At 36.2% G+C, this 17,122-nt stretch carries 18 protein-coding genes and 6 pseudogenes; 11 read left to right on the forward strand and 13 right to left on the reverse strand.

All coding sequences use genetic code 11. The features are described from left to right. The first annotated feature begins 174 nt into the window (after positions 1-174). Complete coding sequence (locus FTU69_RS06370) at positions 175-2,112, forward strand: ATP-binding cassette domain-containing protein (RefSeq protein WP_163143654.1); 1,938 nt, start codon at positions 175-177, stop codon at positions 2,110-2,112. A gap of 184 nt (positions 2,113-2,296) precedes the next feature. Next, positions 2,297-3,019: an SDR family oxidoreductase gene (locus tag FTU69_RS06375; protein ID WP_228722301.1), complete on the forward strand. Its 723-nt coding sequence runs from the start codon at positions 2,297-2,299 to the stop codon at positions 3,017-3,019. 72 nt (positions 3,020-3,091) lie between these two features. On the opposite strand, the pseudogene dnaK reads toward FTU69_RS06375, so the two are convergent. The 4 genes and pseudogenes from dnaK to FTU69_RS06395 all read right to left on the reverse strand — a co-directional run. Next, positions 3,092-3,361: pseudogene (gene dnaK, locus FTU69_RS06380) on the reverse strand (molecular chaperone DnaK); the annotation flags it as partial. A gap of 656 nt (positions 3,362-4,017) precedes the next feature. Continuing rightward, positions 4,018-4,332 carry a hypothetical protein gene (locus FTU69_RS06385; protein ID WP_104505826.1) on the reverse strand — a complete coding sequence of 105 codons (315 nt, stop codon included), beginning with the start codon at positions 4,330-4,332 and terminating at the stop codon, positions 4,018-4,020. A 38-nt stretch (positions 4,333-4,370) separates the two neighbouring features. Further along, positions 4,371-4,685 (reverse strand): DNA-binding transcriptional regulator, encoded by a 315-nt coding sequence (locus FTU69_RS06390; RefSeq protein ID WP_104505827.1) that lies wholly within the window; start codon positions 4,683-4,685, stop codon positions 4,371-4,373. Beyond that, positions 4,666-4,989: a transcriptional regulator gene (locus FTU69_RS06395; RefSeq protein WP_104505828.1), complete on the reverse strand. Its 324-nt coding sequence runs from the start codon at positions 4,987-4,989 to the stop codon at positions 4,666-4,668. Before FTU69_RS06395 ends, FTU69_RS06390 begins: the two co-directional genes overlap by 20 nt. A gap of 88 nt (positions 4,990-5,077) precedes the next feature. Between FTU69_RS06395 and FTU69_RS06400 the strand changes: the two are divergent. The 3 genes and pseudogenes from FTU69_RS06400 to FTU69_RS06410 all read left to right on the forward strand — a co-directional run. Next, a pseudogene (locus FTU69_RS06400) lies at positions 5,078-5,173 on the forward strand (transposase domain-containing protein); the annotation flags it as partial. A gap of 133 nt (positions 5,174-5,306) precedes the next feature. Then, a complete protein-coding gene (locus FTU69_RS06405; protein ID WP_179989130.1) occupies positions 5,307-5,720 on the forward strand; it encodes a hypothetical protein in 414 nt (137 codons plus the stop codon). 2 nt (positions 5,721-5,722) lie between these two features. Continuing rightward, entirely contained in the window at positions 5,723-6,037 is a 315-nt protein-coding gene (locus FTU69_RS06410; protein WP_070155405.1) for a hypothetical protein, read from the forward strand. 170 nt (positions 6,038-6,207) lie between these two features. Here FTU69_RS06410 and FTU69_RS06415 read toward each other — a convergent pair whose 3' ends face one another. The 6 genes from FTU69_RS06415 to FTU69_RS06440 form a co-directional block, all read right to left on the reverse strand. Then, positions 6,208-7,533: an ISNCY family transposase gene (locus FTU69_RS06415; RefSeq protein WP_096902756.1), complete on the reverse strand. Its 1,326-nt coding sequence runs from the start codon at positions 7,531-7,533 to the stop codon at positions 6,208-6,210. A 144-nt stretch (positions 7,534-7,677) separates the two neighbouring features. Then, positions 7,678-7,980, reverse strand: a complete 303-nt coding sequence (locus tag FTU69_RS06420) for a hypothetical protein (RefSeq protein ID WP_136144098.1) — start codon at positions 7,978-7,980, stop codon at positions 7,678-7,680. Between the two features lie 91 nt (positions 7,981-8,071). Continuing rightward, entirely contained in the window at positions 8,072-8,365 is a 294-nt protein-coding gene (locus FTU69_RS06425; protein ID WP_004733298.1) for a type II toxin-antitoxin system RelE/ParE family toxin, read from the reverse strand. Continuing rightward, entirely contained in the window at positions 8,355-8,600 is a 246-nt protein-coding gene (locus FTU69_RS06430) for a type II toxin-antitoxin system RelB/DinJ family antitoxin (RefSeq protein ID WP_070154357.1), read from the reverse strand. The genes FTU69_RS06425 and FTU69_RS06430 overlap by 11 nt, the downstream gene beginning before the upstream one ends. 169 nt (positions 8,601-8,769) lie before the next feature. After that, a complete protein-coding gene (locus FTU69_RS06435) occupies positions 8,770-9,096 on the reverse strand; it encodes a hypothetical protein (RefSeq protein WP_004676063.1) in 327 nt (108 codons plus the stop codon). Beyond that, positions 9,093-9,515 carry a hypothetical protein gene (locus tag FTU69_RS06440; RefSeq protein ID WP_004676061.1) on the reverse strand — a complete coding sequence of 141 codons (423 nt, stop codon included), beginning with the start codon at positions 9,513-9,515 and terminating at the stop codon, positions 9,093-9,095. The genes FTU69_RS06435 and FTU69_RS06440 overlap by 4 nt, the downstream gene beginning before the upstream one ends. Positions 9,516-9,618: 103 nt before the next feature. Here FTU69_RS06440 and FTU69_RS06445 point away from each other — a divergent pair, with 103 nt between their 5' ends. The 4 genes and pseudogenes from FTU69_RS06445 (at position 9,619) to xseB (ending at position 12,396) form a co-directional block, all read left to right on the forward strand. Beyond that, entirely contained in the window at positions 9,619-9,942 is a 324-nt protein-coding gene (locus tag FTU69_RS06445; protein WP_004676058.1) for a hypothetical protein, read from the forward strand. Between the two features lie 185 nt (positions 9,943-10,127). After that, a pseudogene (locus FTU69_RS06450) lies at positions 10,128-10,715 on the forward strand (recombinase family protein); the annotation flags it as partial. Between the two features lie 231 nt (positions 10,716-10,946). Beyond that, the gene (xseA, locus tag FTU69_RS06455; protein WP_180004301.1) at positions 10,947-12,209 is read left to right on the forward strand and encodes an exodeoxyribonuclease VII large subunit; all 1,263 of its coding nucleotides are present in this window, start codon (positions 10,947-10,949) and stop codon (positions 12,207-12,209) included. Continuing rightward, the gene (xseB, locus tag FTU69_RS06460; protein ID WP_004644823.1) at positions 12,202-12,396 is read left to right on the forward strand and encodes an exodeoxyribonuclease VII small subunit; all 195 of its coding nucleotides are present in this window, start codon (positions 12,202-12,204) and stop codon (positions 12,394-12,396) included. The genes xseA and xseB overlap by 8 nt, the downstream gene beginning before the upstream one ends. Here the strand turns inward: xseB and FTU69_RS06465 are convergent. The 3 pseudogenes from FTU69_RS06465 to FTU69_RS06475 all read right to left on the reverse strand — a co-directional run. After that, positions 12,393-12,905 (reverse strand): annotated as a pseudogene (locus tag FTU69_RS06465) (DUF4113 domain-containing protein); the annotation flags it as partial. The gene xseB and the pseudogene FTU69_RS06465 overlap by 4 nt on opposite strands. Positions 12,906-12,980: 75 nt before the next feature. Next, positions 12,981-13,430 (reverse strand): annotated as a pseudogene (istB, locus tag FTU69_RS06470) (IS21-like element ISAba8 family helper ATPase IstB); the annotation flags it as partial. Positions 13,431-13,515: 85 nt separating this feature from the next. Continuing rightward, positions 13,516-13,788, reverse strand: a pseudogene (locus FTU69_RS06475) (integrase core domain-containing protein); the annotation flags it as partial. An 86-nt stretch (positions 13,789-13,874) separates the two neighbouring features. Here FTU69_RS06475 and FTU69_RS06480 point away from each other — a divergent pair. Together FTU69_RS06480 and FTU69_RS06485 are read left to right on the forward strand one after the other, a co-directional pair. Continuing rightward, entirely contained in the window at positions 13,875-15,311 is a 1,437-nt protein-coding gene (locus FTU69_RS06480) for a phospholipase D-like domain-containing protein (RefSeq protein WP_174763292.1), read from the forward strand. Continuing rightward, complete coding sequence (locus FTU69_RS06485) at positions 15,304-17,088, forward strand: hypothetical protein (RefSeq protein WP_180004305.1); 1,785 nt, start codon at positions 15,304-15,306, stop codon at positions 17,086-17,088. The genes FTU69_RS06480 and FTU69_RS06485 overlap by 8 nt, the downstream gene beginning before the upstream one ends. Positions 17,089-17,122 lie beyond the last annotated feature (34 nt).

Below are 17,122 nucleotides of genomic sequence, written 5' to 3' on the forward strand. Positions count from 1 at the left end.
ACTGTCTGCTAGGGAGAGTTGCCCTGTTTGTTTCCATGCCATAGTCGTGTTTTTTGCTAGGTGATTGATTTTATTGTATTATACCAATTTAATGAACTTTTGTGTGTTTATTCGTGCAAAGGTTTCTGAAATCCATTAAAATGCGCCATCCAATACTTATTTGTTTGAATATCTATGATTCAGTTAGACCAACTTACCATTCGCCGCGGCGGTCGCATTTTATTTGAAAAAGCGTCTATGCAACTTCACCCTGGTTGGAAGATTGGTTTAACAGGTGTCAATGGTGCAGGAAAATCGACGTTGTTTTCAGCATTACTTGGGGGCATGGAATCAGATGGTGGCTCATTGACACGACCATCGGTTTGGACAGTGGCGCATATGGCGCAAGAGATTAAAGCGCTGGATATGAAAGCGATTGATTTCGTTCTATCCGGTGATGAAGAGTATTGGGATATCCAACACAAACTTGAGCATCCTGACGGATTGTCTGATCAAGATTTGGCAAATTTATATGGTCGTTTTGATGAAATTAGTGGCTATTCAGCGCCGTCTAAAGCATCACAACTGATGGCTGGCCTAGGCTTCTTTGAACATCAGTCAGAACTTAGTGTAAAAAGTTTCTCTGGTGGATGGCGTATGCGTTTAAATCTTGCGCGTACTTTGATGAGTCGTTCAGATTTACTCTTACTTGATGAACCGACGAACCATTTAGATTTAGATGCTATTTTATGGTTAGAAGACTGGTTGAAAGCATATGAAGGCACATTGGTACTGATTTCGCATGACCGTGATTTCTTGGATGCCATTACCGACCATATTTTACATATCGAAAACCAAGAACTAACGCTTTATACCGGTAACTATTCAACCTTTGAACGTACCCGAAGTGAACGTTTAGCTCAGCAACAACAAGCCTATGAGAAACAGCTTGAGCTACGTGCACATCTGCAAAAATATATTGATCGTTTTAAAGCTAAGGCAACCAAAGCAAAACAGGCACAAAGCCGTATTAAACAGCTTGAACGAATGCAAGAGCTTTCTGCTGCGCATGTCGATACGCCATTTACCTTTAGCTTCCGTGAACCGACCAAAATGAGTTCTCCTTTGTTACAACTGGATAGTGCTGATATTGGTTATGGCGACAAACTGATTGTGACCAATGTGAAACTACAAATCACGCCAAACAGCCGTATCGGTCTGCTGGGTATGAATGGTGCAGGTAAGTCCACATTAATTAAATCATTGGTGGGTGATTTACCTTTAATCCAAGGTCAACGTAAAGCATCTGAACTACTTAATATTGGTTATTTTGCCCAACATCAAATGGATGCATTAGATGGTAATGCGAGTCCAATGTTGCAGTTATCTCGTATTGCAGATAAAAAGATTAGTGAAGCCACTTTACGCGCATTCTTAGGGAGTTTTGGCTTCTCTGGTGAGCGTATGGATACGCCGTGTGAAAGCTTCTCAGGGGGTGAGCGTGCACGTTTAGCATTGGCTTTGATTGTCTGGCAGCGTCCAAATGTTTTAATTCTAGATGAACCGACCAACCATTTAGACTTGGATATGCGTCATGCATTAACTATGGCACTACAAGACTTTGAAGGGGCAGTGGTACTGGTGTCACATGAACGTCAATTGATTGCAAGTGTCTGTGATGAATTACTCCTAGTGCATAACGGTAAATGTCGTGAGTTTGAAGGTGATCTGGTCACTTATGCAGACTGGTTACGTCAAGCACGTGCAGAGTTGATGAAGCAAGGGCAACAAGCACCTGAGCCAGTAAAATCTCAAGTGATCGATAAACCTGTAGTTTCTAAAGTAGATAAAGAAGCACAGCGTAAAGAAGCTGCGCGTCGCCGTGAAATGAGCCGACCAATTCGTAAAAATATTGAAAAACTGGAAGCTGAGATTGCAAAGATTCAACCACGTTTAGTTCAAATTGAGGATGCTTTAGGGGATGCATCACTTTATGATGCGTCTCGGAAAGATGATCTTTTAAAATTGATGAATGAACAAACGGAACTAAAAGGAAAATTAGCACAAGCAGAAGAAAAAATGCTTGAATTGATGATGGAACTTGAAGAGTTAGAAAGTTCGTTTGATGAGTAATTCGTGATAAAAAGCCCAATGTAGATTGGGCTTTTTTATTAAAATAGGCAGGTTATTTTGGTCATCGTCATAAAAACTGTCATTTTAATTTTTCTATTTTATTTGTGTTTTTAATTCAACTTGACCTCAAGCTAACTTGAGATTTGATCATAAGAAATCTAATAACAAAATTGGAAAAACGACAGTGCCATCATCAATCAATAAAACTTTTTTAATTCATGGTATCAGTTATGGTCTAGGAAAAGCGTTAGCTACTTTAGTTCCAAATGATGATGATTTAATCTATGGAATATCACGCTCAACCCCACAACTACCACGCCAGATTGAGTGGATTCAAACTGATTTAGCTTATCCTGTCCAAGCATGCAAGAAAATTAAAGACGTAATTGGAGATAAAGCATTAGATGTATTTATTTATAATGTAGGTGTTTGGGAGCAAGATGCTTTTACGCATGACTATGATTTTTCATCAATCTCAGCATTAGAAATTCAAACGATCATCAATACAAATATCACCAGTTGTATTTTATCTATACAATCCATTTTGGAAAATTTAAAGAAATCAGATCATGCCAAAGTGATCCTCATTGGTTCAACATGGGGTCTAGACAATCACAATGGAAAAGAAATAGTGTTTTCAGCTACCAAATTTGCATTACGTGGAATTTCTCATGCCTTAAGAGAGTTGATACGAAAGGATCGAATAGGGGTTACGGTGTTAAATCTTGGATATTTAGCATCTGATTTTGATCTACATACAACTACTGAATCTGTCCTAAAAGAAACAGACGAATCTTTAATTCCTATGTCTGATGTAGTTGCTGCCGTTCAGTTTGTGCTTAATACGTCTAGAGCATCTTGTGTGAAAGAAATTATAATGCCTGCAATGCAAGATACAAATATCTGATAATCATTTAAAAATTCAAAGAGGTCAATAAAAAACCGCGCTTTCGCGCGGTCTTTTATTTAAAGCGACAAATTATTTTTTGTCATCTTTAACTTCAGTGAACTCAGCATCTACAACACCGTCGTCCGCTTTTTGTTGTTGACCAGCAGCATCACCTTGGAATGCATTTGGATCAAAACCTTGCGCACCACCTTGAGCACCCTGCGCAGCTTCATAAGCACGTTGAGTGATTGGCATGATGATGTTTTGAAGTGCTTCAGTCTTCGCTTTGATCGCGTCAACATCATTTTCTTTGGTTGCAGCTTCAAGTTCTGAAACAGCAGTTTCAACCGCAGTTTTTTCTTAAATTATTAGTAAATGTAATACATAATTTTAATTTATATGAATAATGTTAATTTTAACTAAATCTTATTTATATTCCAAATTATTAAAAAACAGTTTTTAATTAGGATAGATGATCAAGTATCAAAAGCAGCTATTCTTAAAATAACTACAATAATTTTATCACTTTAAAAATAGATTTTCCCTCTATTTAACATAATGGATATTATACGAAGTACACTTGTATATTAATATAAATATCAATCACTTGAAAATTTAGCCATGACTAAGAAAAAGCAAAAAATCGGCTTTTGTAATAAGTTGGTGAGTTTTTAAGCAGATCTGTAATATTTTGCCAGTAAATTTGATTAAAAAACGATCAATTTGGCAATCAGTGCCCATTTCATCGGCTTTCAGGATCCGAAACTATCCCCAATGGCTGTGGATAAAATTTAGGCTATTTTGTACGCCCTGGCGCACAACAATCTCGGCTCTTTGCGGCTACCAGGAACAGTGGAATTTTCCTATGATGAACTCATCAGGAACAGGAAGTTCCAAACAACAAGAATAAGAAAGATCGCACCAGGAGCGTGAGGTAAGACAGGAGTCATACCTAGCAACCCAATATGAGAAACCCCGGCAGGATGCTGGGGTTTTTTATTGTCTGCATTTAAGGTCTAATCAGTCTTAGCCAATTCATTTTGGTTGATAAGTTTAATCAGCGCATTTTGAACAAACTCATCAAGTTCAATCCCTTTTTCTTTTATGATGGTTTCTATCTTTGCTAGCGTTTCACTTTCTAATTCGAACTCGATTTCTGCTGATGTTTCCATGAGTAAATCATAGTTATTTTCGACTATCTTTTTAAAGGTTTCTTCTAGATCTTTTGTTGATGGAATATTGAAAGATAAGCGTAATGAGCTATTGATAATTTCAATATGGGTATACCCTAAATATTCAGTACTTTTTCCCACAAATCCTAAGTGCTTCATAAAAAACCTTAAATAAATATAGTAGAGAGCTGTCTAAATTAAGCCAGACTCTCTTTTACAAATTTTGGATCAACAATAAATAATCGAATAAGGGATGTTGCTGCTCCTGATGGTCTTCTCGCACCTTGTTCCCATGATTCAAGAGTACGTCTTGATACGCCAAGAATCTTAGCAAACTGATCTTGTGTTAGTTGAGCCTTTCTACGAGCTAACGCTACATCTGTCTCAGTGATTACGGTTCTTTTCGCTGCATTACTAGTAAGCATATCGTCGATGCCTTGTAATATTTCAGCTTCAATATCCCTAGTTGCTTCAAAAGCCTCAAGTTCTTTTTCAGTCATTAAACGAGTCATTTAGTTTCTCCACTAATGCTTGAAGAGTCTTCTTACTAAGCTGTACAGTTTGCTTTTTACTGTACAAGGTTAATAACCAAATCTCTCCATTTGCTAAACGATTAAAGTAGATGACTCTGACACCACCACTTTTACCTCTACCACCGCTAGTCCATCTAATCTTACGAATACCACCTGCATTAGGCTCTACATCTCCTGCTTCAGGATTTAATGCTAAGAATGTTTTGAATTCCTCATATTCTTCCTGAGTCCAATAAACAAGACAGTATTTAGTAAATAATGGAGTCTCACATATTGTATACATTGATTGCATTCATACTACCTTGTAGTAGTTTATTTTATACTACTTTGTGGTATTTTTAAATGATAATTCTTAGTTCTCAGGATTAAATGCCTATTTAAGTGATGTGCTGAAAAGGTTGCCGACACATAAAGTGACTCAGATTGAAGAATTGCTACCACACCGCTGGAAACCTGAACCGAATTAAAAAATAGGCATGGGGTTCAGCGGACGCTTACGTTCAATTCGTATAACCACCATTATGTTAAATAGAATCAAAAAACCTCCAATAAAATCGTTATAGTATTATTATTTATTGAGTAGATAAGAGAATTAAATTAGTGAAATACTCAAATGAACAAATAGTAAAAGCACTCTTACTTGCTCCTTTACCTTTACTTTTTTTAACAACAGTCCTGTTTATCGCAGTGAATCACGAATACAGCCTATACTCGATTTTCGTAGTTCTTGTAGGACACGGTCTTATTTACTTGGCTTATTGTATTTTGACTGTGCCTTTTAGCTACATATTCTCAATTCTTTTAAATCGTTATAACAGACTTAATTTATTAACCATCTGTATTACCTCTCTAATTATTGCTACTCCATTTTTTATTCTTTTAGGATGGGGGCATACTGGAAAGATTGCTGAAGATTGGTGGAAGATGTATACCAATACATGGGCTAGCTTTCTGGCTCTATTTCCTGGCTTATGTTATTGGCTGTTTTTAATTAACTTAAAAGATAAAGAATAGTTATGAAAAAAATATTATATTTTAATTTTTTAGCGATTATTTTGACTTACGTATCTTTGCTTTATCAAAAAAATATATTAGTTGCTCGCATAGTTGTAGATAAGCTTGAAAAAGTTAAAGTCATAGCTGGGGGATTTCCTCTCCAGTTCCTTATAGATGGTGAAACCTCTCCAGTCGGAAGTATAAGTATCAATCCTTTATTTATTTTCATCGGCATGGATCAATTTGTTTTTCTCAATTTTTTTATTGATTATTTATTTTGGATAAGTATTTTATTTGCTTTTTCTATGATTGTGAAAAAGTACAGAATTGTATAGATCTTCTAAAATTAACATAATACACGTTATACGAAGTTGAAAAATTGAGACTATAGCCTTAATTTTTATGTATTTTTTTAATTTAACACCTAGGCCAGTGCCTAGGTTTTTTCTGTTATTCTGTTATTCCCAAGTAGAAATGTCCTACCTAATAACCAAATAGAAATGTCCTATATGGACATTTCCAAGTCAAGCACAGGATTTAGATTTCGTTGTTCAATCGCTGTTTTCTGTGCACGTCTGCTTGGCATCTTTTGAGAACGATTACGTTTGTTTTGCTGTTCCAGTTCTTCATGCTGTTGTTGGATATGATTCAGAACAGCACTCAACCGTTTATTCTCAACAATCTCTCGCTGATTCAGCTGACTTAATTTATCGAAGAGGCTGTAATTGATCTTTCGGCCATCATGCATGAGGGCTACAGTACCATCCGGGTATTCCAGGAACTCAAGATACTTACCGATCAACCTTTGATTTTCTTCGGTGTTTTCCAGGAGATATACGCATTTATCATAAGTAATCGTCAGGCTATTGGTGACTCTGCGGGGTTCACGCCAAGTAAAAATATCATCTAATTCTTCGGCTGTTTCAGTGATAGGCCGATGTAGATTCTTAGGATTAAAAGCCATCTTGGCGAACTTCTGATTGAACTGCTCAATGAAGCAGGGTAGCCAGGCATTAGCTTGCTCAATCGAACAGATGCCTTCCAAGCGCATTTCTTTGATCAGACGGTCCTGAAGCGTTCTATTCGCCCGTTCTACACGGCCTTTGGCCTGTGGTGAATTGGCGAAGATGATATCGATATTGAGGGTGCTGAGTACACGTCCAAACTGGGTAATCTTGGTGTCTTTCTTGCTGCTTTGATTCACTCTAAAGACTGAATGTTTGTCGCTGTAAAACGCTAAAGGCTTACCGTGCTGTTCGACATATAAACGTGTTGAAATCATATAGTCAAAGGTTGATTCTGATTCACAGAAGCGTAAATGCTGCAATTTTCCTGTCGCATCATCGATAAACACCAGCAAACAGCACTTAGCAGCGCGTCCTTCAAACCAGTCATGGTGTGAGCCATCAATTTGGATCAGTTCACCAAAGCAATCCCGGTTGTAACGAGGCTGATACGGGCGTTTCAGGCGCTTGGCGCGAGGAATCCACAGATCTGCTGCAATCATCCAGGAACGCAGTGTTTCAACTGAAATATCAAAGCCATGAACGGTGGTGAGCTTTTCATGCGCTAAAGTGGGTCCGAAACCATGGAATTGTTCAGCGACCAGATTGAGGCACTTGAGTCTGAGCTCTTCAGGAAGCCTGGAATTGCTGATTTGGCCACGTGCAGCATGGGCTAATGCAGTTGGACCTTGAGTTTTGTATTTTTGCAATAAACGTCTGATCTGACGTTCTGAAATATGAAGTAGCTGAGCAGCCTGGGGCTGGGTTATGCGTTGATCACAGATTTCTTGCAAGACCGACAATCGTTTAAGTTCTTTATCCGACATAGACACCAACATATCAAACCGTCCGCTAAGAAAATTGCAACAGCGCATATTCTAAAAGCGGACATTTTTACTTTGGAGAAACCGGACATTTCTATTTTGGAGTTACATATTCATCTCGTATAACAGCCATTATGTTAAATGGATTTAATTTTGCTTAGCCTTATATTCATTAAATGCTTGAAGCATTTCTTTTTTCTGTTCTTTGGAGGCATCTGTATATGAGTAAAATCTTTCATAATCTTTTCTAAATTGGCTACTTTCAATCCTTTTAGCTAAGCCATCAATAAAACCTTTTCCTTGAGTCTGATACTGCTGAATCGTTTGTTCATCTAAGCAGATAGTTTTCTCCCAAGAAATTGCACTCATATTTATAAGAACATTGAGATATATATTTTCGCTATCCTCATATAGTTCCCAAAAATAAGGTTCTATTTCTATAAGCTGCATTCTACTAGTATTCCTAAACTTTTAATTATTTCTAAAATTAACATAATACACGTTATACGAAGCCAAAAATGGGGGCATGCAGCTCCCATTTTTAGTCTTTTATCCGCTTTTTTGCTTCATCATAAACAATGCTATCAGCTCGTTTTCCAACGGTAATTAGCAAAATAACTACCTGATCATCTTTGACCTGGTAAACAAGTCGGACACCAGCTTTTAATAATTTTATTTTATAGCAGCCTGCAAGATCACCTTTAAGCATATTCTTTGGAATATGTGGTTGCTCTATTACCTTAGCTAATTTTTTCTTGAATTGATCTCGTATAGCACTAGGAAGCTTTTCCCATTCTGCAGTGAAGTCCTTATGACGTAAAAGCTTATAAGTCATCTAATGTGACTTCCTCGAACATCTCTTTAGGATCATTAACACGTTTGCGAACAAGAGCTAATAAATCAGCATCTTCCTCTGAGAGTAAAGCTTTTTGTACTGGAAGCTTTCCAGTCGTAGCAATATATTCAAGAATATTAGTAAAGAACTCAGTAGGTGCAATTCCTTGTTCTTTTAGGATGGAATAAGACTTTTCTTTAAGGGCTTCATCGACCCTGAAATTAACAGTAGCCATCATTTTCCCATTTATTGAATGCATGAGAATATTGTAATGCAATATGCATTACAAAGATAGTTCGTATAACAACCACTATGTTAAATGGATAGTTGTTTAGTGGGAAAATCAAGTTTTTGAAATTTCAAATTGAAGTTTTTTCGTTCAATTAGTAATTGTAATTTATATTCTATTGAATAACTATTTCATAACTTTTCCTATCATATTTGGCTGCATACGTAGCTACTTCTTGATTAATCTTTTTATGATTTTTATCTAAATATGAAAAGATTATTGAATCCTCATTGTGCCGCTCGTAATTGATGGCGTATTTATATTCTGAATAAGGATAAAGAGTACCTAAGCTATAAGTTTTTTGAGCACTAATATAAGTTACTTTAAGGTCTGTAATTGGATAATCAGTCTGATTTTTAATAAAAATATATCCATCCTTTTCAAATGGCTGGCATCCTATAAGTAGAACTAATGTAAGACAGTAAAATAGGCTATTCTTCATTTTGGTAGTTCTTCAATTGGTCTTATGAGTCGATTAATAACTATAACTTTTGAGGTATCACAGCTATGATCTACTTCAGTTATCCAAGAATAATTATTTTTTTCTAGAGGATAGGATTCTCCGCCTCCATATGCTGCTTTATCACCTAAAAAATAAGTATCCGAATCTACTTTTAGGCTCTTAGTTTCCGTATCCCAATCTAGAGTTTTTGTAGCAAAAATTGGCAGAACTTTAGAGCCATCAGCATGTTCTAGGTATAGGCATTTACCTTCCCTAATAAGCTTAGCCTCACTATAACTTGCATTATCTGCTCCCCCCGTATATTGAATACGTGGAACAACTATATTTGATTCAATTTTTTCTGTAACTGGACTGCAGGCTGCAAGTAAACTTAATAAAATAAATTCTAATCTTTTCATATTAAAGGAATTTTTTGAGAGAGTAATAGAGAAATTAAAGCAAATTATTCCAAAAGGCTCTGATTAAAAATTGTTAAAATTAGTAGATATATGAGAGGAAATTATGAAAAAATTTTTATACTTCAATTGCTTATCTTTTATTTTTACTTATTTATCTTTGTTTTATCAGAAATATACATTAGTGGATCGTATAGTTGTAGACAAGCTTGGAAAAGTTAAAGTCATTGGAGGAGGATTTCCCTTACAGTTTTTAGTAGATGGTGAAGTATCTCCAGGTGGGAGTATAGCGCTAGATCCTTTAAATATTATTATAGGAATAGATCAATTTATCTTCTTATATTTTATTTTTGATTATTTGTTCTGGATAAGTGTTTTATTTGCTTTTTACATAATTTTGAAAAGGTACAAACTAAAACAGATTTTCTAAAATTAACATAATACACGTTATACGAATTCCCAAGGCATGGCTTTTAGTTATGCTTTTTTTATCAAAAGAGTATACCCGAATGATAAGGAAACAGTTAGTTACAACGAAATATCATTAGAGTTGTTATGTTGATTTAATGATAGCTATATCATTGTAGTATATTCAATTATCTCAAATGATAAACCATGACGACTAGAATCTACTTAAGAGCTTCAACCAAAGATCAAGATGCACAGAGAGCACTAAACCAATTAGATGACTTAAACCAAAGGCTCAAGTTAGGTGAATCGGTTACCTATATTGAGAATTTCTCAGGGACGAAGTTGGATCGTCCTGAACTAAACAGGTTGCTCACAGAAGCAAACCAAGGCGACACGTTATTGGTAGAAAGCGTTGATCATCTGTCCCGTCTAAGCCAAGCAGACTTCCAAGAGCTTAAGCGTAGAATCCAAGAGAAGGGGCTTCGCTTAGTTGTTGCTGACCTTCCGACTACTCATCAACTAATCCAAACCAATGACAGTATTACAAGTTCGATACTAGATCTCATCAACAATATGCTGATTGATCTACTTGCTACTATGGCTCGTTTGGATAACGAGAAACGTATAGAAAGGATCAAGCAAGGCTTAGAGCGTTCAGGGTACAAACCATCAGGTAAGAAACCAAATGAAGCCAAGCACAAAAGAATCAAGGAGTTGCTTGCTACAAATAACATGACTAAGCAGGAAATTGCGAAAGCTGTTGGTTGTGGGGTAGCTACTGTGTATCGAGTAATGAACCGAGGAGAAGATGCAGGGCTGAATCAGCTTGTCGAATCTCGTGCACAACAAGGCAGGATTCGAGTAGCCATTGAAGACCTTTAGTTGAAATGTTAGCCACTTTTTTGGTCCTAACCGGCATGACTTGCGATACATGAAGTGGCATTATTATCATAACCTATAGGTGTTTGCCTATAAGCCAAACTTTCTATAGTCTTTGACAATTACAATTCATAAAAACTAAGTATGCCTGATCAACAGCTTTCCCTCAGTGAATACCTCGAAACAGTTCAAGAGATCGTAAAGATTGCCTTTGGTGATCCTGTATGGGTTAAAGCTGAAATTAGAAGCCTGAACACCAAGAGTGGTCACTGCTACCTAGAACTTGCTGAAAAAGAAGAGGGCACTGATAAAGTCATTGCATCTTGTAAAGGAACCATTTGGAAGTCCACTGCAGCTAAGCTTCTGTACAAGTTTCAGAACGAAAGTGGAATGGAGCTGTCAAAGGACCTGAATATTCTGATTAAAGTCAAAGCCAGCTTTAGCCCACAATATGGGTTCTCAGTAAACATTGAAGACATTGATTCAAGCTTTACGCTCGGTGATCTTGCGAGACGTTACCAACAGATCGTAAAGCAACTCACAGAAGATGGCTTGATTGACAAGAATAAGAAACTCCCTACACCATTTGACATGAACAAGGTTCTCGTCATTGCACCTGAACAAGCTGCAGGATTAGGAGACTTTAGAAAGGATGCTGATATTCTGTATAAAGCAGGGGTCTGTGAATTCATCTATCACTCAGCAACATTTCAAGGTAATACAGCAGCAGCAAGTATAATTGCTTCTTTAAGCCAAGGATTAAGACAGTGGGCCAATGAATACAAAACACCTCCTGACTTGATTGTCATCATTCGTGGTGGTGGTGCTGTCAATGATTTGGCTTACTTGAATGATTACGATCTAGCTGCTTTGCTTTGCAAACGATCAGTACCTATTTGGGTTGGTATTGGACATGAACGAGATAAGACCATTCTCGATGAAATTGCACATCGATCTTTTGATACACCAAGTAAAGTGATTGGCGGTATTAGAAACCATATTGCTGAACGTGTAGATGAGGTCAAGGTTTTCATTCAATCCATCCAACTGTACTCTCAGCAGCAGATCCAAGCGTACCAAAGCCAAAATGATCAGTTAATGCAAATCACCAAATCTATGGCTCAGGCACAACTTAATCAAGCCAGCAAACAAGCTGACCAAGTGAAGACGAATGTCCATTACTTTGCTCAGCAACAATTGAAACGAGCAACGCTTAATGTGGAAACGCTGATGCGAATGACGCTGATCCAAAACCCTACAAATGTATTGGCTAGAGGTTATGCCATCGTTCGTAGTGGAGGGAAGGCTATAACATCCATTCATCAAGCCAAGGATCAAACTTTGGCGATTCAATTACATGATGGTTTAATCAATACACAAGTTTTACAGGTGAAACCAAATGAGTGAACAACAACTAACATTTAAAGAAGGCTATGACATCTTAAAGAAGAATGCTGAGCTTCTAGAGTCTCAAGAGGAGCCGGACATTGATAACCTGATGAAAGTTGTTGAAGAATCCATGGCAGCTTATAAAAACTGTAAGCAACGCATTGATGCAGTACAACAAGCATTGAATGAAAGCTTTAAGGATTAATCTTTAATTGTTAGCAGTTGATCCCACTTAAAGTAGTTCTGTGTTAGCCGATCTCGTGACATATTCCATGTTCTGTTCGGCATTAAACTCGCGCCCAAGGCAATCTTGGTTTTGCCATACTTAAGATGAATCGCTTCAAGGGAATCCATCAAGGCATTGCTGACTTCGATGTGTTTCATATCAGTGAACATGTCATACACATGGTTTTCCTTTGGTTCGAGACACGTCAGAATCACGCCGCATTTCTTGAATGCTATATCCTTTGCATACAGGCCATCAATCATCGTTGTAGCGAGTTTAGAGAGCACTAATAAGTTGTCGGTAGGTTCTGGTAAAGCTAATGATAAAGACTTGTTGTAGAAGGGCTTTGAGCTATCAAATGGGTTTGATTGAACGAAACCAATCAGACAACCACACAACAAATTATCATCTCTCAGTCTGCTAACCGCATCCATAACATACAAGGAAATGGCTTCTTTAAGATCATCAATGTGGTAGATGCGTTGACCATGTCAACGGCATTCTAAAATTGACCCCTTTTACCTTTCAAATGGCAAAGTAAAATTGACCCCTTTGATCTCGTATTAAATTTCAACCTGGGGCTGAATCCCAATTCTTTTTTTATCCTTCAAACGATAACTCTCACCCGATATTTGTACCACATGACAGTGATGCAGCAACCGATCTAACATCGCAGCGGTCAACGTAACATCATCCGCAAATGACTTAGACCACTGGCTAAAGGGTAAGTTACTCGTCAATATCGTACTGCCTTTTTCATAACGCTTGGCAATCACGTTAAAGAACAGATTCGCTTCTTCACGTCCAAACGGTAAATAACCAATTTCATCGATAATCAGTAACTTTGGTCCCAGTACCGCACGCTGCATATAGGTTTTCAATTTACCTTGCTGATAGGCTGTACTCAGTTGCAGCATGAGATCGGCGGCGGTAATGAACTTGATCTTAATGTTGTTCATGATGGCCTTATAGCCTAATGCCATAGATAAGTGCGTTTTTCCTACTCCGCTAGGGCTTTGTTGCACAAAGATTTAAAAGACAGCACCTGCTTATCTGAACTGAACCGTACCGGGTTTGTCGGAGACTTTTTTATTTAAGTTAGGCCACCTGACCTAACGGGTTAATCTTATCATAGTACATTGCTTCAAACTCAAAAGGCGATACATAACCCAGTGCACTGTGTACACGCTTTTTATTGAACCAATCTACCCAGTTTAGTGTCGCAAGTTGTACATCTGCTAAACCTTGCCAATCTGCTTTTAGATATTCAATCACCTCTGTTTTGTATAAGCCATTCACTGTTTCAGCCAAAGCATTATCGTATGAATCACCAGTAGTACCGACTGATGCTCGTAAATTGGGTTGTGTGAGAGTTTTTCCTAGTATTGAGTAGTGATACATAGCAAAATAAGCATCTTATTGGTGATTAATATAGATATTTAAAAAGAGGTGGTTTCTTGAGGGTTAAGGCATATTTTGAAGATATACATAAAATTATTATTGCCAATTTGCGCTCTGCTGAAAAAGAAATACGAGTTGCTGTTGCTTGGTTTACAGATCCAGAGTTATTTAATGAATTGTGTAAGAAAGCACAACAAGGTATAGATATAAAAATAATATTAATCAATGATCAAATAAATTGTGGTCAAGGCAAGCTTAACTTTATTAGGTTAAAGAACTATGGTTGTCAGGTTGAATTTTTAGACGTTGAAAAATTTAATAAGATGCATCACAAATTTTGTGTGATTGATGGAAGTGTGGTGATCACTGGCTCTTACAATTGGACAAACCAAGCACGAAAAAATGAAGAAAACATTACCGTGATTGAGGGGAATGTTCAAATTTGTCAGGATTATTTAGATATTTTTGAAAAACTACTTAATCCATCTTCATCTAGCTTTGAGATCGCTATATCACCAAATGCAGTAAAAACAAGATTAGAAATAATCAAAAATAGTATTTTACTTGATGAAGTTGAAAATATAGCAGTACAAGTAGGTAAATTAAAACCTGTTATTCAAACATACTCTTTAGGGGGGATATGTCGTTGTCTAGAACAAGGAGAATATCAGCAAGCTGTTGAGGAGATCGCTAACTATCTTAAAAATTTTACAGCAGTGATAGTAAGTGAAGATAACGAAATTCTAGAATTAAAATTTGAATTAAAAATTCTCGAACTCCGACTTGAAGCAATAACTAATGAACAGTCTGATATTGAGCGTAATTTAATATTATTTAATCGCAGACAGTTTGAAATATTAGGCGATATAACAAAGGAAATTTTACGAGCTAAAGCTGAATATCACAAATATCTTTCAGACGAAAAAGATAATAATAAGGAAACTGCTAATTCAAAAAAAGAGGAAGCAGAACAAGCAGAGCAAGACTTCACGGATTATTCAGAAGAATATGAAGAAATACGACAAACTATTGTAGATAGTCTGGATGAAATGTCAGAAAAAGAGTTAAAGCTTATGTTTAAAAAGGCTTGTAACATTTGTCATCCAGATAAAGTACCAGAAGCTCAAAAAGAAGAAGCTAGTGAAATATTTATAAAACTGAAAGATGCTTATGACAATAATGATATAGCACAAGTAAAAATCATTTACGCTAACTTGCAGAAAGGTAATTTTACGCATACGAAAGCAAGTATCTTAAAAGAAAATGAACTTTTGCGTTCAGCAATAATGGAAATCAAATATAAAATTGAAAGCAACTTAAATATTCTTAAGAACTTAAAGCAAGATGATGTAGTGGTTGCAATGCAGAGCATTGGTGAGAATGAAGAAAAGTGGATTGCATTTTTCAAAAGCAAAAGAGAAAGACTTGAAAGTGAATTGTTATATTGGCTTGCTGCTTTAGATAATTTAAAAAAGGGAGAAAATTATGAGTAAGAATGAGATCGCCCTTAGTGTTTTGAATCAAACTCAGATCCAAAGAAGCAGAAAACAAACCTCTTTACTCTTAAATTTAATTCAAGAAGATGATGCCAGTAGATTCGTAAATATACTTAAGTTCATTGAGAGTGAATATGTATATACATACTTTTCTAAAAATACTCAGATAGATTGGACTAATGAATTAATTGAAAAATATGAAGCTCAGTGGAATTGGATACAGCTTTCACAAAATGAATCATTACCATGGTCTATTGAGTTTATTGAAAAATACAAGAAAAGATTGCCCGCCTCGGCAGTATCAAGCAATGAAGTTTTACAGTGGTCTGTCGAGTTTATTGAAAAGTATAAAGATAAGTTGGAATGGCGTAGGCTTTCACAAAATGAATCATTACCATGGTCAATTGAATTAATTGAAAAGTATAAAGATCAATGGGATTGGAATATTCTTGCAGAAAATGACTCATTACCATGGTCGGTAGATTTAATTGAAAAATATAAAGATAAATGGAACTGGGATGTTGTTGATGGGGTTAGAGAAGAAATTTGGACTACAGAATTAATTGAAAAGTGCAAAGATAAAATTTATTGGGAATATCTTTCATATAGTGAATCAATACCATGGTCGATAGATTTAATTGAAAAGTATAAAGATCAATGGGATTGGGAGAATCTTTCATCTAATGAATCATTACCATGGTCGATAGATTTAATTGAAAAATTTAAAAATCAATGGGATTGGGACTGTCTTTCGTATAATGAAGCCTTACCATGGTCTAATGATCTAATTAGAAAATATGAAGATCGGTGGGACTGGTATAATCTTTCAGGTAATGAAGCCTTGCCATGGTCAATTGAATTAATTAGAAAATATGAAGATAAATGGCATTGGGAGAGGCTTTCATGTAATGAAGCCCTGCCATGGTCAATTGAGCTTCTTTATGGGTTGCAAGATCAAATCATTTGGAACACACAGACGCTTAATAGATTTATTTTTAGTGATCTTTTTGTGTGGTCTATTGAGCTAATAGAAGAATTTAAATATAAATTGGATTGGATTTATCTTTCTCGAAACGAAAATTTACCATGGTCTAATGAGCTAATTGAAAAATATGAGGATGATTGGGATTGGGGGAGGCTTTCATGTAATGAAGCCTTACCATGGTCTAATGATCTAATTAGAAAATATGAATATAAATGGGATTGGGGGAGGCTTTCATGTAATGAAGCCTTACCATGGTCAATTGAATTAATTAGAAAATATGAAGATAAATGGGATTGGGGGAGGCTTTCATGTAATGAAGCCTTGCCATGGTCAATTGAGTTAATTGAAAAATATGAAGATAAACTATTTTTTGGAGGGAGTGTTTGGATAAAGGGTTTACCATCTTCTATGTATATAAAAGGCCTTACTGATAATGGGGCTTTACCATGGTCAATTGAGTTAATTCAAAAGTATATAGATAAGTGGGATTGGGAACATCTTTCGTATAATGAAGCTTTACCATGGTCTATTGAGTTAATTCAGAAATTTAAAGATAGATTATTTTGGGGTGGGAAAACCTTTTTTGGGGGAGGATGCATAATTAAATATCATGGGGGGCTTGTTGATAATAAATCTTTACCATGGTCTATTGAATTAGTTGAAAAGTTTAAAGATCAGTTGGATTGGAAGTATGTTCTAAGTGATGCAAATCTTAAATTCCCAACTCTAGAATATGAAATGATGTGTAGTGTTCTAGACCACCACAAATATATCGAGCAGAATATTTAAAGAATAGCTTAATGTTGTAGGGGTATTCCCTACA

Origin of the sequence: Acinetobacter sp. YH12134 (assembly GCF_013418555.1) — a bacterium.
GTDB classification, from domain to species: domain Bacteria; phylum Pseudomonadota; class Gammaproteobacteria; order Pseudomonadales; family Moraxellaceae; genus Acinetobacter; species Acinetobacter indicus.

What these genes read in the sequence shown, in the direction of transcription:
- FTU69_RS06370 (WP_163143654.1), top strand. Translation starts at nt 175, where the DNA reads ATGATTCAGTTAGACCAACTTACCATTCGCCGCGGCGGTCGCATTTTA.
- FTU69_RS06385 (WP_104505826.1), bottom strand. Translation starts at nt 4,332, where the DNA reads ATGAAGCACTTAGGATTTGTGGGAAAAAGTACTGAATATTTAGGGTAT.
- FTU69_RS06390 (WP_104505827.1), bottom strand. Translation starts at nt 4,685, where the DNA reads ATGACTCGTTTAATGACTGAAAAAGAACTTGAGGCTTTTGAAGCAACT.
- FTU69_RS06395 (WP_104505828.1), bottom strand. Translation starts at nt 4,989, where the DNA reads ATGTATACAATATGTGAGACTCCATTATTTACTAAATACTGTCTTGTT.
- FTU69_RS06410 (WP_070155405.1), top strand. Translation starts at nt 5,723, where the DNA reads ATGAAAAAAATATTATATTTTAATTTTTTAGCGATTATTTTGACTTAC.
- FTU69_RS06415 (WP_096902756.1), bottom strand. Translation starts at nt 7,533, where the DNA reads ATGTCGGATAAAGAACTTAAACGATTGTCGGTCTTGCAAGAAATCTGT.
- FTU69_RS06420 (WP_136144098.1), bottom strand. Translation starts at nt 7,980, where the DNA reads ATGCAGCTTATAGAAATAGAACCTTATTTTTGGGAACTATATGAGGAT.
- FTU69_RS06425 (WP_004733298.1), bottom strand. Translation starts at nt 8,365, where the DNA reads ATGACTTATAAGCTTTTACGTCATAAGGACTTCACTGCAGAATGGGAA.
- FTU69_RS06430 (WP_070154357.1), bottom strand. Translation starts at nt 8,600, where the DNA reads ATGGCTACTGTTAATTTCAGGGTCGATGAAGCCCTTAAAGAAAAGTCT.
- FTU69_RS06435 (WP_004676063.1), bottom strand. Translation starts at nt 9,096, where the DNA reads ATGAAGAATAGCCTATTTTACTGTCTTACATTAGTTCTACTTATAGGA.
- FTU69_RS06440 (WP_004676061.1), bottom strand. Translation starts at nt 9,515, where the DNA reads ATGAAAAGATTAGAATTTATTTTATTAAGTTTACTTGCAGCCTGCAGT.
- FTU69_RS06445 (WP_004676058.1), top strand. Translation starts at nt 9,619, where the DNA reads ATGAAAAAATTTTTATACTTCAATTGCTTATCTTTTATTTTTACTTAT.
- xseA (WP_180004301.1), top strand. Translation starts at nt 10,947, where the DNA reads ATGCCTGATCAACAGCTTTCCCTCAGTGAATACCTCGAAACAGTTCAA.
- xseB (WP_004644823.1), top strand. Translation starts at nt 12,202, where the DNA reads ATGAGTGAACAACAACTAACATTTAAAGAAGGCTATGACATCTTAAAG.
- FTU69_RS06485 (WP_180004305.1), top strand. Translation starts at nt 15,304, where the DNA reads ATGAGTAAGAATGAGATCGCCCTTAGTGTTTTGAATCAAACTCAGATC.